17 protein-coding genes are annotated in these 15891 nt (G+C 60.7%); 11 read left to right on the forward strand and 6 right to left on the reverse strand.

All coding sequences use genetic code 11. The features are described from left to right. Positions 1-385: 385 nt before the first annotated feature. The 7 genes from AC3ZU9_RS30025 (at position 386) to AC3ZU9_RS30055 (ending at position 6231) form a co-directional block, all read left to right on the forward strand. A complete protein-coding gene (locus AC3ZU9_RS30025) occupies positions 386-2047 on the forward strand; it encodes an OFA family MFS transporter (protein WP_012721745.1) in 1662 nt (553 codons plus the stop codon). Between the two features lie 315 nt (positions 2048-2362). Beyond that, on the forward strand, positions 2363-2956 hold the full coding sequence (gene hisB / locus AC3ZU9_RS30030; RefSeq protein ID WP_003218037.1) for an imidazoleglycerol-phosphate dehydratase HisB: 594 nt from the start codon (positions 2363-2365) through the stop codon (positions 2954-2956). Beyond that, on the forward strand, positions 2956-3594 hold the full coding sequence (gene hisH, locus AC3ZU9_RS30035) for an imidazole glycerol phosphate synthase subunit HisH (protein WP_012721746.1): 639 nt from the start codon (positions 2956-2958) through the stop codon (positions 3592-3594). Before hisB ends, hisH begins: the two co-directional genes overlap by 1 nt. Beyond that, on the forward strand, positions 3595-3852 hold the full coding sequence (locus AC3ZU9_RS30040) for a DUF2164 domain-containing protein (RefSeq protein ID WP_012721747.1): 258 nt from the start codon (positions 3595-3597) through the stop codon (positions 3850-3852). 39 nt (positions 3853-3891) lie between these two features. Next, positions 3892-4629 carry a 1-(5-phosphoribosyl)-5-[(5-phosphoribosylamino)methylideneamino]imidazole-4-carboxamide isomerase gene (gene hisA, locus AC3ZU9_RS30045; protein ID WP_003187784.1) on the forward strand — a complete coding sequence of 246 codons (738 nt, stop codon included), beginning with the start codon at positions 3892-3894 and terminating at the stop codon, positions 4627-4629. Positions 4630-4638: 9 nt separating this feature from the next. After that, a complete protein-coding gene (hisF, locus tag AC3ZU9_RS30050) occupies positions 4639-5409 on the forward strand; it encodes an imidazole glycerol phosphate synthase subunit HisF (RefSeq protein ID WP_003171107.1) in 771 nt (256 codons plus the stop codon). Positions 5410-5475: 66 nt separating this feature from the next. Further along, positions 5476-6231, forward strand: a complete 756-nt coding sequence (locus AC3ZU9_RS30055; RefSeq protein WP_012721748.1) for a substrate-binding periplasmic protein — start codon at positions 5476-5478, stop codon at positions 6229-6231. 3 nt (positions 6232-6234) lie between these two features. Here the strand turns inward: AC3ZU9_RS30055 and AC3ZU9_RS30060 are convergent, their stop codons facing one another. The 5 genes from AC3ZU9_RS30060 to gpmI all read right to left on the reverse strand — a co-directional run bounded on the left by AC3ZU9_RS30060 (position 6235) and on the right by gpmI (position 13045). Continuing rightward, positions 6235-7821, reverse strand: coding sequence for a serine protease (locus AC3ZU9_RS30060; RefSeq protein ID WP_490091724.1), 1587 nt, complete (start codon positions 7819-7821; stop codon positions 6235-6237). Positions 7822-7888: 67 nt separating this feature from the next. Then, positions 7889-8677 (reverse strand): divergent polysaccharide deacetylase family protein, encoded by a 789-nt coding sequence (locus tag AC3ZU9_RS30065; protein WP_490091725.1) that lies wholly within the window; start codon positions 8675-8677, stop codon positions 7889-7891. Position 8678: 1 nt separating this feature from the next. Then, complete coding sequence (locus tag AC3ZU9_RS30070; protein WP_012721751.1) at positions 8679-9995, reverse strand: S41 family peptidase; 1317 nt, start codon at positions 9993-9995, stop codon at positions 8679-8681. Positions 9996-10025: 30 nt separating this feature from the next. Continuing rightward, entirely contained in the window at positions 10026-11321 is a 1296-nt protein-coding gene (locus tag AC3ZU9_RS30075; RefSeq protein WP_012721752.1) for a murein hydrolase activator EnvC family protein, read from the reverse strand. A gap of 197 nt (positions 11322-11518) precedes the next feature. After that, entirely contained in the window at positions 11519-13045 is a 1527-nt protein-coding gene (gene gpmI / locus AC3ZU9_RS30080) for a 2,3-bisphosphoglycerate-independent phosphoglycerate mutase (RefSeq protein ID WP_012721753.1), read from the reverse strand. Positions 13046-13196: 151 nt separating this feature from the next. On the opposite strand from gpmI, the gene AC3ZU9_RS30085 reads away from it, so the two are divergent. The 3 genes from AC3ZU9_RS30085 to secB are packed head-to-tail and all read left to right on the forward strand — an operon-like array spanning position 13197 to position 14385. After that, the gene (locus tag AC3ZU9_RS30085) at positions 13197-13610 is read left to right on the forward strand and encodes a rhodanese-like domain-containing protein (RefSeq protein WP_043204648.1); all 414 of its coding nucleotides are present in this window, start codon (positions 13197-13199) and stop codon (positions 13608-13610) included. Between the two features lies 1 nt (position 13611). After that, positions 13612-13866 carry a glutaredoxin 3 gene (gene grxC / locus AC3ZU9_RS30090; RefSeq protein ID WP_010213876.1) on the forward strand — a complete coding sequence of 85 codons (255 nt, stop codon included), beginning with the start codon at positions 13612-13614 and terminating at the stop codon, positions 13864-13866. 39 nt (positions 13867-13905) lie between these two features. Beyond that, positions 13906-14385, forward strand: a complete 480-nt coding sequence (secB, locus tag AC3ZU9_RS30095) for a protein-export chaperone SecB (protein ID WP_012721755.1) — start codon at positions 13906-13908, stop codon at positions 14383-14385. A gap of 118 nt (positions 14386-14503) precedes the next feature. On the opposite strand, the gene AC3ZU9_RS30100 is transcribed toward secB, so the two are convergent. Continuing rightward, complete coding sequence (locus AC3ZU9_RS30100; protein WP_003171120.1) at positions 14504-14959, reverse strand: tRNA (cytidine(34)-2'-O)-methyltransferase; 456 nt, start codon at positions 14957-14959, stop codon at positions 14504-14506. Here AC3ZU9_RS30100 and AC3ZU9_RS30105 point away from each other — a divergent pair. Next, positions 14958-15398 (forward strand): hypothetical protein, encoded by a 441-nt coding sequence (locus AC3ZU9_RS30105; RefSeq protein ID WP_012721757.1) that lies wholly within the window; start codon positions 14958-14960, stop codon positions 15396-15398. The genes AC3ZU9_RS30100 and AC3ZU9_RS30105 overlap by 2 nt on opposite strands. Positions 15399-15891 lie beyond the last annotated feature (493 nt).

Genomic DNA, 15891 nt, shown 5'->3' on the forward strand with positions numbered 1-15891 from the left:
CCACAATGATCAGCAACAGCCCGAGAAGTACCAGACCCAGGATTTTGCCGAACGCTTTCATGGGCGAGTCCTTGTATGTCGATTTCAAAATTTAGCCGCAGAGTATAACGCCCGACGGCCTGCGTCAGTGCCCCGATCGTTACATTGTATCCAGGGGCGGGGAAAGCGGGTTTTTGGCGTCAAAAAACAGATTTCCTGAAAAAGGTGATGTCACTTTGGTTTTTCTGTCATCGACAGGTGCTAATCTCTGCACGTTCGTCCGCCTTCTGCGACCTAAGGTCGCGCCTAAAATGGAGCTTCACTCAACAAAACGGCCACGCTTTGCGTGCAAGGCCGAGGGAGAGAGCGCCTGACGGACACATACTAACAACTGGGGGAAACACCAATGAGCACTAGCACTGCGGCAGGTTCATCTGCTGCAAAGCCAGCGTTCCTGTCCAAGGAACGCATCATCGCCAAGCCCGGCTTCAACCGCTGGCTGGTTCCACCGGCCGCCCTGGCCATCCACCTGTGCATCGGCATGGCCTACGGGTTCTCGGTGTTCTGGCTGCCTCTGTCCAAGGCACTGGGTGTTACCAAACCGGTCGCCTGCGCGCCGGACATGAGCTTCATCGCCCAAGTCTTCTCGTCCCAATGCGACTGGCCCATCTCCATGCTGGGCTGGATCTACACCCTGTTCTTCATCTTCCTGGGCTGCTCGGCAGCGATCTGGGGCGGCTGGCTGGAACATGCCGGGCCACGTAAGGCCGGTGTTGTATCGGCGTTGTGCTGGTGCGGCGGGCTGCTGATTTCTGCCTTGGGTATCTATACCCACCAGATCTGGCTGATGTGGATCGGCTCCGGGGTCATCGGCGGTATCGGCCTGGGCCTGGGCTACATCTCTCCCGTGTCGACCCTGATCAAGTGGTTCCCGGACAAGCGTGGCATGGCCACCGGTATGGCGATCATGGGCTTTGGCGGCGGCGCGATGGTAGGTGCACCCCTGGCCGCAGCGTTGATGGGCCACTTTGCTACGCCGACCAGCGTGGGCGTATGGCAGAGCTTCCTGGTGATGGCGGCGATCTACTTCGTGTTCATGATCGGCGGCGCACTGTCTTATCGCGTTCCGCCGACCGGCTGGAAACCTGAGGGCTGGACCGCCCCGGCGAAAAAGGCCAGCAACGCGATGATCACCCACCGTCACGTGCACGTGAACGTGGCGTGGAAAACCCCGCAATTCCGCCTGGTTTGGTTGGTGTTGTGCCTGAACGTATCCGCCGGTATCGGCATCCTCGGCATGGCTTCGCCGCTGCTGCAGGAAGTGTTCGGCGGCAAGTTGCTGGGTGTTGATGTGCCGTTCGGTCAACTGGATGCCGGTCAGCTGGCCTCCATCGCGGCCATCGCGGCAGGTTTCACCGGTCTGTTGAGCCTGTTCAACATCGGCGGCCGCTTCTTCTGGGCATCGTTCTCCGACTACCTGGGCCGTAAAAACACCTATTTCGTGTTCTTCGCCCTGGGCTTTGCCCTGTACGCGCTGATCCCGAACCTGGGGCACCTGGGCAACGTGGCGCTGTTCGTGGCGGCGTTCTGCATCATCCTGTCGATGTACGGGGGTGGTTTTGCGACCGTTCCTGCCTACCTGGCCGACCTGTTCGGTACGCAAATGGTCGGCGCGATCCACGGTCGCCTGCTGACCGCCTGGGCCGCTGCGGGCGTCTTGGGCCCGGTGCTGGTGAACTACCTGCGTGAATATCAGTTGAGTATCGGCGTTGAACGCGCGGCTGCCTATGACATCACCTTGTACATCCTCGCCGGCCTGCTGGTGCTGGGTTTCATCTGCAATCTGCTGGTTCGCCCGGTGGCGGACAAGTACTTCATGACCGATGCCGAATTGGCCGCCGAACAGGCGCTGGGTCATGACAAAGGGGCGGATGCCACCACTTCCCTGGAGTGGAAAGCCGCTTCCGGCACCGTGCCATTGGCCATCGCGGCCTGGCTGGTGGTGGGTATTCCGTTGGCGTGGGGTGTGTGGGTGACCTTGCAGAAGACCGCGGTTCTGTTCCACTAACACTGCGATGACCGGGTGGGCCTGGTTCCTGCGGGAGCCGGGCTTGTTGTGGCGAGGGAGCTTGCTCCCGCTGGGTCGCGAAGCGACCCCAATCAATTCACCGCGTTGGTTCTGGAAGCTCGCGGTGACAGGTTTTGGGGCTGCTGCGCAGCCCAGCGGGAGCAAGCTCCCTCGCCACATCAGCCCAACCCAACAGTTGTATGCACATGTCTATCTCCGACACTCCATCAGTCTTATCCCCTCCGATGTTTCTGTTTAGCGCCCGCGCCCCTATAATGGCTGCCTTTTTCGCCCAATGATTTTGCGGAGCTGGTGATGGCCGAACGTAAGGCGTCCGTCGAGCGCGACACTCTGGAAACCCAGATCAAAGCCTCGATTAACCTGGATGGCACCGGAAAGGCCCGATTTGATATCGGTGTACCTTTTCTTGAGCACATGCTGGACCAGATCGCCCGTCACGGGCTGATCGACCTGGATATCGTCAGCAAGGGCGACCTGCATATCGACGACCACCACACGGTGGAAGACGTCGGCATCACCCTCGGCCAGGCATTTGCCAAGGCCATCGGCGACAAAAAAGGCATCCGTCGCTACGGCCACGCCTATGTCCCGCTGGACGAAGCGCTGTCGCGTGTGGTCATCGACTTCTCTGGCCGCCCAGGCCTGCAGATGCACGTGCCCTACACCCGCGCCACCGTCGGCGGCTTCGATGTCGACCTGTTCCAGGAATTTTTCCAGGGTTTCGTCAACCACGCACTGGTCAGCCTGCACATCGACAACCTGCGCGGCACCAACACTCACCACCAGATCGAAACCGTGTTCAAGGCCTTCGGCCGCGCGCTGCGCATGGCCGTAGAGCTGGACGACCGCATGGCCGGGCAAATGCCTTCGACCAAGGGCGTCCTGTAATGCAGACGGTCGCGGTTATCGATTACGGCATGGGTAACCTGCACTCGGTGGCCAAGGCCCTCGAACATGTAGGCGCCGGCAAAGTGCTGATCACCAGCGATGCCAACGTGATTCGCGAAGCTGACCGGGTGGTGTTTCCCGGCGTTGGCGCGATTCGCGACTGCATGGCCGAGATCCGCCGCCTGGGCTTTGACAGCCTGGTGCGCGAGGTCAGCCAGGATCGTCCGTTCCTCGGCATCTGCGTAGGCATGCAAGCCTTGCTCGACAGCAGTGAAGAGAACGATGGCGTCGACTGCATCGGCCTGTTCCCAGGCCAGGTGAAGTTCTTCGGCAAAGACCTGCATGAAGACGGCGAACACTTGAAAGTCCCGCACATGGGCTGGAACGAAGTGCGCCAGAGCGTCGATCACCCGCTCTGGCACGAAGTGCCGGACATGGCGCGCTTCTACTTCGTGCACAGCTACTACATCGCCGCCGGCAAGCCGGGCCAGGTGGTGGGTGGCGGGCACTACGGCGTCGACTTCGCCGCCGCGCTGGCCGAAGGTTCGCGGTTTGCCGTGCAGTTCCATCCGGAGAAGAGCCATACCCATGGCCTGCAATTGCTGCAGAACTTCGCCGCCTGGGACGGGCGCTGGTAAATGGCCAGGAAGCCGAAGCAGCCGGTCTTGAACCTCACGCCCGAACAGGAGAGTGAGGCTACCCTCAAGATCAAGCGCTTCATGGAGGACCGCTTCGAGCTCAAGCTGGGCTCGTTCGAGGTCGCCGAAATTCTTGAGCTGTTTACCACCGAAGTGGCTCCGCACTATTACAACAGGGCGATTTTCGACACGCAGACGCTCCTTAAAGAAAGGTTCGAAAGCATCGAAAGCGACCTGTGGTCGCTTGAGAAACCCTGATTTCCCAAGCATTGCTGAATATCGAATAAGGTTTGCCAGATGCTGATTATTCCCGCTATCGATCTCAAGGACGGCGCCTGCGTACGTCTGCGCCAAGGCCGCATGGAAGACTCCACCGTGTTCTCCGACGACCCGGTGAGCATGGCTGCCAAATGGGTGGAAGGGGGCTGCCGTCGTCTGCATCTGGTGGACTTGAACGGCGCCTTCGAAGGCCAGCCGGTCAACGGCGAGGTGGTCACCGCGATCGCCAAGCGCTACCCGAACCTGCCGATCCAGATCGGCGGCGGTATCCGCTCGCTGGAAACCATCGAGCACTACGTAAAAGCCGGCGTGAGCTACGTAATCATTGGCACCAAGGCTGTGAAAGACCCGGCGTTCGTCGCCGAAGCCTGCCGCGCGTTTCCTGGCAAGGTCATCGTGGGCCTGGACGCTAAAGATGGTTTCGTCGCCACCGACGGTTGGGCCGAGATCAGCACCGTGCAGGTGATCGACCTGGCCAAGCAGTTCGAAGCTGATGGCGTGTCTGCCATCGTTTATACCGACATCGCCAAAGACGGCATGATGCAGGGCTGCAACGTGCCGTTCACCGCTGCGCTGGCCGCTGCGACCAAGATCCCGGTGATCGCTTCCGGCGGTATCCACAACTTGGGCGACATCAAGTCGCTGCTGGACGCCAAGGCCCCCGGCATCATCGGCGCCATCACCGGCCGCGCGATCTACGAAGGTACCCTGGACGTCGCCGAAGCCCAGGCTTACTGCGACGCCTACAACGGCTGAGGACTGACCATGGCGCTGGCCAAACGCATCATCCCTTGCCTGGACGTCGACAACGGTCGCGTGGTCAAGGGCGTCAAGTTCGAGAACATCCGTGACGCCGGAGACCCGGTGGAAATCGCCCGTCGCTACGATGAGCAGGGTGCCGACGAGATTACCTTTCTCGACATCACCGCCAGCGTCGATGGCCGCGACACCACCCTGCATACCGTCGAGCGCATGGCCAGCCAGGTGTTTATCCCGCTGACCGTGGGCGGTGGCGTGCGCACCGTGCAAGACATCCGCAACCTGCTCAATGCCGGCGCGGACAAGGTCTCGATCAACACCGCTGCGGTGTTCAACCCGGAGTTTGTCGGCGAGGCCGCGCAGCACTTTGGTTCGCAATGCATTGTGGTGGCCATCGACGCCAAGAAAGTCTCCGGCCCGGGCGAAACCCCGCGCTGGGAGATCTTCACCCACGGCGGCCGCAAGCCTACCGGTCTGGATGCGGTGGAATGGGCGATGAAGATGGAAGGCCTGGGCGCCGGTGAAATCCTGCTGACCAGCATGGACCAGGACGGCATGAAAAACGGCTTCGATCTGGGCGTGACCCGTGCCATCAGCGATGCGTTGGGTATCCCGGTGATCGCTTCCGGCGGCGTCGGCAACCTGCAGCACCTGGCTGACGGCGTGATCGAAGGCCACGCCAGCGCAGTGCTGGCGGCGAGTATTTTCCACTTTGGCGAATACACCGTCCCCGAGGCCAAGGCCTACATGGCGGCGCGCGGTATCGTCGTTCGCTAAACGCTGCTGGACACCATGGCAAGCGCGCGGCAATCTCTGCGCTTGCCATGGATTCCGGTAACCTTCATGTTCAAACACCTGCTGCTCGCCCTCGCCAGTACGTCGCTCCTGTTGGCTGGCCCTGGCCACGCCGATGAATCGTCTGACGCCTCCCTGGTGTTGCTGACGGAAAACTTCCCGCCCTACAACATGGCGAAAAACGGCAAGAATTTCGCCAAGGACGAGAACATCGAAGGCATCGCCGTGGACATCATGCGCGAGACCTTCAAGCGCGCCGGCATTTCCTACAGCCTCACCCTGCGTTTCCCTTGGGAGCGAATCTACAAACTCGCCCTGGAGAAACCCGGTTACGGCGTGTTCGTGATGGCCCGCCTGCCGGACCGTGAAGCGCTGTTCAAATGGGTCGGTCCCATCGGCCCAGACGATTGGGTACTGCTGGCCAAGGCAGATAGCAAGATCCAGTTGAGCGACCTCGAGCACGCCCGTCGCTACAAGATCGGCGCTTACAAAGGCGACGCCATCGCCGAGACCCTGGAGAAGCAGGGCCTTAAGCCGATGGTGGTGTTGCGCGACCAGGACAACGCGCAAAAGCTGCTGGAGGGTCAGATCGACCTGTGGGCTACCGGCGATCCGGCCGGCCGGTACCTGGCTCGCCAGGTCGGTGTGACCGGGCTCAAGACGGTGCTGCGTTTTAACAGTGCTCAGCTTTACCTCGCGCTGAACAAGGACGTGCCTGATGAGCTTGTGGACAAGCTTCAAGCAGCGTTGAACCAACTGCGCAAAGAAGGGCGTGTTGACGAGATCATGGCGCGTTACCTCTAGTGGTCAACGTGGTTTGAGCAGGTCCACGCGCAAATCTGAAGGCCGGCCTGCCTGGTCGAATGCGTAGGTGCAGATTTTTATCGGCTGGTTATGCATGGAAATAATCTGCGCGAACTTCTGATGCGGTGCATCGGGGGCCTGGTCCAGGGGAGGCATGCCGAAGAGGTCCTCTGCGTCATCGGTTTCTTCCGTATCGCTGTGCTTGGGCGGCAGTGTCCGATAGCCTTCGGGTGCCAGGCAATCTGTGCGCTGAGCTGGGCCAAATTTGTAGGTGTAGCGGCTTATAAAGGGTGGCGCCAGGTTCCAGATAACGGTGTAGCGCTGCAAGAACTGCCTGTCGAGCACGATGCTGACGTCTGGGGCGCGGGTCGCCGCCGGTTCAGCGAGTTCGACCGCCAGCGTCAAGGCATTGCGCATCGCGCTGTTGCTCACCGCCTGGTCTGATTCGACCCCCAGGATGCACAACAGATGCATGCCGGTTTGCGGGCCGATGGGGTCCTTGATCGATGCGTTGTGGCTGTTGATCGGCGGGCTGTAATGCACGGGGTTTTCACATTCGCTGGCACGGCGTACGGCCTTGTAGCGATAGAGCCGGCTGGTGGTAGTAAATTCCAGGTTCCAGCTTGGCGTGATATTCCGGCCCTTGTCTCCGGGCCTTTTGACGAAATATTGTTGCAGCGGCTCAGGGCTGCTGAAGGTGATGGACGTCGCGGGGTAGAGGTTGCAGGTCTGCTCGTTGTCAGTCAGCACGCCCTCCACAAAACAGTGCTTGAGGAACACGACAGGACTGCCGTAGTTACTGTCGGCATGCCAACTCGCCTTGCCATCCCTCACCTCGCATGGTGCGTCGCGCTGACACTTTTTAGCTGCGGCCTGGCCGATGGTTGTACTGCTGAGAATGCCGAACAGCGTATTGGTGGCGCGATCCACCAGCGGTGCATCGAATGTGCCTGATTGCACGCCCTTGCATTGGTTTTTCATGGTTACGCGCCATACAAAAGGTTGCTCTACCACCTCTTGAGAGGCCTGTTGAAGGCACGCTGAGAGGTGCAGCGTGTTCCATTCAGGGACGATCAGGGCAAGAATCGGGCGTGCTTCGTCAGGTAGGTCCTCGGCCAGTTTCATCGGCTCGATGCCGTTGCTGATCAAGGCGGACAGCGGAATATCGAGCTCAATGAGTGCCAGGTCGACGCCGTGGCTGCTACCCCACTTCAGGGTCTTGAGCGGGTAGGTCTTGAGCTGCTCCAACGTGTCATCGAAGTAGTTGAAGCTGATATGGCCCTTGAGTACCTGGTCCTTGATGACGGCACCACTGACACGGTGAATGCAATGGCTGCTGGTGATGATGTAAGCCGGGCCGGAAGTGCCTTGTTCATCGCGGGTATCCAGTAGGGTCGCGGTGCAGAGTGCCTTATCGTTGCGGATGCGGCCGATGCCGCTCCAGTGATTATGTTGTTGGTTGGCGTTGGTCAGCAGGCGTGGAGCGCTGGCGTTGGCCAGGCCTTCACCAAAGTCTTTGGACGCGCCCCATAGATACACAGGGCACGCAGTCAGCAGCGCGCAGATCAGCGCGGGATAAAGGGTTTTCATGGTCATCCTCGAATTGATGCGGGGCAGGCGTCAACTATCGAGGGGGCAACTGGCAGAGCGGGGGTAGTTATTTAGTCGGCGATGGGCGGTAGGTGCCATTTTTGCCGTGCCGGGCCATGGCCTGGTTGCCGCGTACGCTGATCATCAACTTGATATCAATCCAGTCGACGCCCTGGGCCTTGAGCTTGGGCAACTCGCGCTCCAGCACTGCCAGGGTTTGTGGATAAGGGTGGCCGATCATCACGGCGGAACCTTGTTTGTGTGCCAGCTTGATTGCGGTTTGCAACTGCGTGGTAATCGCCGCCTCGGTGCGCTCGTCATCGAGGAACACATCCCGCGAGACATGCGCCAGGCCGATCTTCTGCGCTTCGGCGGCGGCGACGGTTTGGGCGCTGGTGCGGCTGTCGACAAAGAACTTGTTGCGCCGTTGCAACTCGGCCATCAACCAGGCCATGGCGGCCGGTTGCGCCGTCATGCGGCTGCCCATGTGGTTGTTGATGCCGGCGGTATAGGGCACCGCCTGGAACGCGGCGTCCAGTCGCTTGGCAAGTTCTTCGATAGGCAATTCGGGGTGCCAGGCGAACGGCCCCGTGGCCGGGTCCATGGGCATGTGGAGGATCACGATCTTGCCGGCCTTGTGGGCTTCGCGGGCGAATTCGGCGGCGTGGGGCGTGTCGGGCATGATCGCCGTGGTCACCGGCCCGGGCAGGGCCAGCACGCGACGATCCCGGGGCAGGTTTTGCCCGAGGTCGTCGATGATGAGGGTCAGGTAGGCTTTTTGAGGCTCGCCGGCAGGCGTCGCGTGAGCGACGCCTGCCAGGCTGCACAGCACAGCGATGATCAGGGCAAAACGCATATCAACGGCTGCGGGTGATGCTCAAGCCCTTGAGCAGGCTAAGCGCCTGGGCCAGCTGGTAGTCATCGTCCTGCGGCATCGGCTTGGCTTTCTTGCCGCTGCCGGTCGGCTGGTCGGCGCCGCCGTTGCCATTGCCCAGGTGACCTTGCAGGTCAGCTTCCTTGTAGTACTCGCTGTCGATCTCGTTGGTGATCTTGGCCTTGCGCACCTCGATGTCCGGCACGATGCCCTGAGCCTGGATCGAGCGGCCGTTCGGCGTGTAATACAGCGCGGTGGTGATCTTCAGCGCACGCTCGTTGTTCAGCGGCAACACGGTTTGCACCGAGCCTTTGCCGAAGCTGGTGGTGCCCATCAGCACGCCGCGCTTCTGGTCTTGCAGAGCGCCCGCGACGATCTCCGACGCCGAAGCGCTGCCGCCGTTGATCAGTACGGCCAGCGGTACGTTTTCGCTGAGGTCATTGCCGGTCGCCGAGAAGCGCAGCTCGGAGTTGGCGATACGGCCTTTGGTGTACACGATCAGGCCCTTGGTGATGAAGTGGTCGACCACTTCCACCGCCGACTGCAGCACGCCGCCAGGGTTGTTACGCAGGTCGAGCACGATGCCGCTGAGTTTCTTGCCGTTGTCCTTGCGCAGCTTGGCCAGCGCCTTGGCCACTTCGTCGCCGGTCTTGACCTGGAATTGGGTGATGCGGATGTAGCCGTAGCCCGACTCCAGCAGCTGGCTCTTCACGCTCTTGACCACAATGGTCGCGCGGGTCAGCGTCACGTCGAACGGGTTGCCGCCGTCGCGTACCAGGGTCAGGGTGATTTTCTGGCCGATCTTGCCGCGCATCTTGTCGACGGCTTCGGTCATGGTCTGGCCACGGGTCGGCTGGCCATTGATCTTAACGATGAAGTCGCCGGCCTGGATGCCAGCCTTGGACGCCGGGGTGTCATCGATCGGCGAGACGACCTTGATGTTGCCGTCTTCGGCGCCGACTTCAATGCCCAGGCCGCCGAATTCACCGCTGGTGCTCTCCTGCAACTCGGCAAAATCTTCCGGGCCCAGGTAAGCGGAGTGCGGATCGAGGTTGCTGAGCATGCCCTTGATGGCATTCTCCAGCAGGGTCTTGTCATCTACGGGTTCGACATAAGCGGCCTTGATCCGGTCCATGACCTCGGCAAAGGTGCGCAGCTCGTCCAGCGGCAACGGCGCCTTGGTCGTTGCGGCCGTGGCGGCGGGTGCAGCCGGAGCGGCCTGGTCGGCGAACGCCAGAGGCGCGCCGATCACCAGGGCGATCGTCAAGGCCAGCGAAGTGAGGCGGGACAAATGCAGCATGTCGAACGAACTCCTAATGTAGATGCGACCCTATCCTTGGGATCTGCACCATTGTGCAGGATCGCTCGGGCGACCCTGCTGACGAATAGCGAAGTACAGCGCCGGGGTGTCCTGGCCACCACTGTTACCGACAGTGGAGATGGATTCACCGGCTTTTACAACATCACCTGCCGACTTGAGTAAAGTCTGATTGTGGCCGTAAAGGCTCAAATAGCCATTGCCGTGGTCAAGAATCACCAACAAACCGGCGCCCCGCAGCCAATCGGCAAACACGACACGGCCACCGTGAACAGCGTGGACCTGGCTGCCGGCGGAGGCGCTGATCATCACACCATCCCACTTGGCGCGGGTGTCATCGCCACGGGTTTCCCCAAAGCGTGCCAGTAATCGACCATCAACCGGCCATGGAAGTTTGCCGCGCGCTGAAGCAAAAGGGCCGCCGAACGATTCGCCGGCGCTGGAAACCAGCGGGCCAGGGGCTGCATGCGCCGGTTTACGCGGTGCCGGGGCGTCCGAGGTGGCAGCCATCTCGGCCTCACGCTGGCGCTTTTTTTCGGCTTCCTGCTGGGCGATCAGCGCTTTTTGCCGCGCTTCTTCGGCCTCGCGTGCCTGGCGAGCCAGGGTTTCTTCGATGGTCTTGAGCACTTTGGCCAGGTCGGCCTGGTCCTGCTCGCGGGCCTGCAGCTTGGCGTCACGGGCTTTTACGTCGTCATTGAGCTTGGCCAGGGCGACCTGGCGCTCCTTGCGCACCTTGTCCAGCTCGTCGCGCTGGGCATTGAGGCTGTTTTTCTGGTCTTCCAGCTGCGATTGCTGGTTGGCGATTTCCTGTTCGACGTTGACCAACTGGCGCAGGGTCTCGTTGAAGCTTTTCAACTGCTCCATACGGGCCTTGCTCAGGTAGTCGTAGTAGGTCAGGGTGCGCGCGAATTTTTCCGGGTTCTGCTGGTTGAGCAGCAGCTTGAGGTATTCCTGGCGGCCGTTCTGGTAGGCGGCACGGGCCTGGATAGCGATCAGGCGTTGCTGTTCAACGCGGGCGCTCTGGAGTTTTTTTTTCTCAGCGTCGAGTCGCTCCAGTTCCGACTCGCTCTTCTTTAATTCTTTTTGTAGCTCCTGGACCTGCTTCTCGAGCTTGCCCATCTCGGTTTCCGTACCGCGCAGGTCTTTCTGCACCCCGGACTTTTCTTCCTGAAGCTTGCCGAGCAGTTTTTTCAGCTCGGTAATGTCCTGACGCGTAGCGTCCAACTGTTGTTGGGTTTGTGCGCGCTCATCGGCAAACGCCGGTTGGAGCAGGCAGACAAGAGCAAGGGTAATCAAGGCGCGAAGCATAGAGGCGGGCGACACCAGGGAAAGGGACGGCCTAGTATGCCCGCCAAGCGCGGCAAAAAAAACGCCCAATTCGGGCTGGAAGGCAAGATAGGTGCCGAGCGGCGCTGGAATGGCAAAAAGATATCTACCAAACACAGAAGATCCAATGTGGGAGGGAGCAAGCCCCCTCCCACATTATTTTTCGGTGATGCTGGGAATCAGACCAGGATCGAAGTGCCCGTCATTTCCACCGGCTTCTCCAACCCCATCAGCATCAACATTGTCGGTGCCACATCCGCCAGCACGCCGCCATCACGTACTTTGAAGTCGCGCTTACCGACGTAGATGAACGGTACCGGCTCGGTGGTATGGGCGGTGTGGGCTTGCCCAGTGGATTCGTCGGACATCTGCTCGCAGTTGCCGTGGTCGGCAGTGATCAGTGCTTCACCGCCAACGTTCTCCAGGGCATCGACGATGCGGCCGACGCACAGGTCCAGGCATTCCACGGCCTTGGTCGCGGCTTCCAGGTTGCCGCTGTGGCCGACCATGTCGCCATTGGCGTAGTTGACCACGATCACGTCGTAACGCTGGTTGTCGATGGCGTCGACGATCTTGTCGGTGACTTCCGGCGCACTCATTTCCGGTTGCAGGTCGTAGGTGGCGACCTTTGGCGATGGGATCAGGATGCGTTCTTCGCCTGGGAACGGTTCTTCGCGGCCACCGGAGAAGAAGAACGTCACGTGGGCGTACTTCTCGGTTTCGGCGATGCGCAGTTGGGTCTTGCCGTTTTTCGCCAGGTAGTCGCCCAGCACGTTATCCAAGGTGCCAGCGGCAAAGGCGGCGGGGGCCGGGATGCTGGCGGCGTATTGGGTCAGGCCCACGTATTGGACTTTTGGCTGGCGGGCGCGCTCGAATTCCTTGAAACCATCTTCGACAAATACGCGGCTCAGCTCGCGTGCGCGGTCTGCGCGGAAGTTCATGAACACCACGGCGTCGCCGTCTTCGACTTTCACCGGCTCACCGATGGTGGTGGCTTTGACGAACTCGTCGCTTTCGCCACGGGCATAGGCGGCTTCAAGGCCTTCCTGGGCGGTGGCGGCGTGGAAGTCGGCCTGGCCGTCGACGATCAGGTTGTAGGCCTGGGAGACGCGGTCCCAGCGGTTGTCGCGATCCATGGCGAAGTAGCGGCCCACCAGGCTGGCGATACGGCCCTTGCCCAAGGCGGCGAACGTGGCGTCCAGCAGCTCGATGGAGGATTGCGCGCTTTTCGGCGGTGTGTCGCGGCCATCGAGGAAGGCGTGCAGGTAGATCTTGTCGGCGCCGCGCTTGAAGGCCAGTTCGGCCATGGCGACCAGGTGGTCCTGGTGGCTGTGGACGCCGCCATCGGACAGCAGGCCCATGAAGTGCACCGCTTTGCCGGCGGCGACGGCTTTATCGACCGCGGCGCAGATGGTTGGGTTCTCGAAGAACTCGCCGTCGCGGATCGCTTTGGTGACGCGGGTGAAGTCTTGATAGACCACTCGTCCGGCGCCGAGATTCATGTGACCGACTTCCGAGTTGCCCATCTGGCCGTCCGGCAGGCCCACGTCCATGCCCGAGCCGGAGATCAGGCCGTTGGGTACGGTGGCGGTCAAGCGGTCGAGTACGGGCTTCTTGGCCGCGTATACCGCGTTATCGTGGTGGCTTTCACTGTGTCCGAAGCCATCGAGAATTATCAGGACCAAAGGTTTAGGCGTAGTAGTCATAGATCCTCTCGCGGCGGTAATAAAGGAAGGCAATTGAAAAGGGAGTGGCAGTTTAAAGCGAAGTTCCGACCACGTCACCGCTTTACGGGGGTTGGCCCCCCCTGGCGGCTGTGTATACTTACCGCCATTTTAACGCCCTGGAACCTCCTTGATGGTTGATCACCTGATTGCATTTGCCACTGCCCACTATCTGCTCGTGGGTGCCTTCGTCATCCTGCTGGCGCTGCTGATTGCTCATGAAATGAGCCGTGGTGGCCGCAGCCTGAGCACGTCGGAGCTGACCGCGCTGGTCAACAAGGATGAGGCCGTTGTCGTTGATATCCGCCCGGCCAAGGATTTCGCCACCGGCCATATCGTCGGCGCCCTGAATATTCCACAGGACAAGCTGATCGCACGCCTGGCCGAGCTGGAAAAATACAAGGCCAAGACCATCATCCTGGTCGACGCCCAAGGCCAGCACGCCGGCACTCATGCGCGCGAAATGCTCAAGGCCGGTTTCACCGCCGCCAAGCTGTCCGGTGGCATCAGCAGCTGGCGCGGCGATAACCTGCCACTGGTGAAGTGATATGAGCCAGGTTGTCGTGTATTCCAGCGATTGGTGCCCTTACTGCATGCGGGCCAAGGCCTTGCTGGAGAAAAAGGGCGTTGCCTTCGAAGAAATCAAGGTCGATGGCAAACCCCAGGTGCGTGCCGAAATGGCCCAGAAGGCGGGGCGCACGTCCGTGCCGCAGATCTGGATCGGCGCCAAACACATCGGTGGCTGCGACGACCTGTTCGCCCTGGAGCGCGCGGGTAAACTCGATGCGCTGCTGCTCGTCTGACTCCCAACCCCTAAAAGACCCCAAGATCAAGGATCTGAGATGACTGACCAACAGAACACCGAAGCAGCAGAAGCCCAAGGCCCACAATTCTCGTTGCAGCGCATCTACGTGCGTGATCTGTCGTTCGAAGCGCCAAAAAGCCCGGCCATCTTCCGTCAGGAATGGACCCCAAGCGTTGCGCTGGACCTGAACACCCGCCAGAAAGCACTGGAAGGCGACTTCCACGAAGTCGTGCTGACCCTGTCCGTTACCGTCAAGAACGGCGAAGAAGTGGCCTTCATCGCTGAAGTGCAACAGGCCGGTATCTTCCTGATCCAGGGCCTGGACGAAGCATCCATGAGCCACACCCTGGGCGCGTTCTGCCCGAACATCCTGTTCCCGTATGCCCGCGAGACCCTGGACAGCCTGGTCACCCGTGGTTCGTTCCCTGCCCTGATGCTGGCACCGGTGAACTTCGATGCCCTGTACGCGCAAGAGCTGCAGCGCATGCAACAGGAAGGTTCGTCGACGGTTCAATAAGTCGACGCGGTAAAAATGTGGGAGGGGGCTTGCCCCCGATAGCGGAGTGTCAGTCGCATAGATGTCGACTGGCACTCCGTCATCGGGGGCAAGCCCCCTCCCACACTTTTTTACGGTGTTATTTGAAGCCGAGTTGGCGCCAACCTTCATAGACGGCGACGGCCACGGTGTTGGACAGGTTCAAGCTGCGGCAACCCTCGCGCATCGGCAAGCGCAGGCGATGGCCGTCGGGCAGGGCATCGAGTACCTCGGCCGGCAGGCCCCGGCTTTCCGGACCGAACAGGAAAGCATCGCCTTCGGCAAAGCTGGCATCATGGAACGGCCGTGAACCCTTGGTGGTGAACGCGAACAGTCGCGGATGCCCCAGGCTCTCCAGGCAGCTGGCCAGGTCGGCGTGGCGCTTGAGGGTGGCGTACTCGTGGTAGTCCAGCCCGGCGCGGCGCAGGCGTTTGTCGTCCATGTCAAAGCCCAGGGGCTCGATCAAATGCAGGTGGCAGCCACTGTTGGCGCACAGCCTGATAACGTTGCCGGTATTCGGCGGAATTTCTGGTTGAAAAAGGATGACGTGAAACATGCACGGCTCCGAAGGCAAAGATGCGCTGCATTCTACCCCCGAAGAGGACCCAAGGCCGAAGCTAATGCCGAGGGTCATGGGTTCGTTGGCGATTGTCGGCCTGATGGTGGGCCTGATGATTGGCCGGCTGACCACGCCGGACCCGGTCGAGCTGCAGCAGGTCGAGACTGTGGCGGACGGCGTGGTGGTGTGGTTCAACAGCGAACCCAAGCTGCACGGCGAGCTGATCGACGGCACGGTGGCGCTGCTATTCGACGCACAGGGCAAGGCGGCCAGTGGGCAACTCAAGTTCAATGAAAAGGACGTGAACTGGCGCGTGCGCAAGACCGATGCGGGCCTGCTGCTGAACCTGGTGGCGGCCCGGCCGTTGCGAGGGGAGTGGAAAGGCGAGAAAGCCGATGGCCGCTGGCGGCTGGAGATCCATCTCCAAGAGCAATAAAAGAGGGAATCCCCGGCCTGCCTGTACCAAGGTCCCCAAAACGGGCTGGGGCTATGGGCGCTGCGCCACATAAGCCCCGGGTGTAAAGAAGGGAGTTCCCGGCCTGCCTGTACCAGGGCTCCCAAAACGGGGTGAAGCCTTGAAGGCTTCGGTGTTAAAGAGGGGATTCTCGGCCTGCCTGTACCAAGGTCCCCGAAACTGGGTAGTACGAGGGTTATTGCAGGGCGCGTGCCAGAGTTGCCAGATTGTGCCAAAAAAATTTTCCAGAAAGCGCAAAGCCCCGGAATACGGGGCTTTGGTGTTTTTGGTGTTCAGTCTTTTTTCAATGAGGCATAGGTTTCAGGTGCCGGATCCATGCCCGATGCCGGTTCATGGTGCATTGAAGCGGTGCACAGTCTTGAACCTTGTGAAGATCCAAATGTGGGAGGGGGCTTGCCCCGGTACAAACCGGGGACATCGTTTACATTTCTAACCGGGGACATGGTTTACAGGT

Source organism: Pseudomonas sp. A39 (assembly GCF_058145955.1).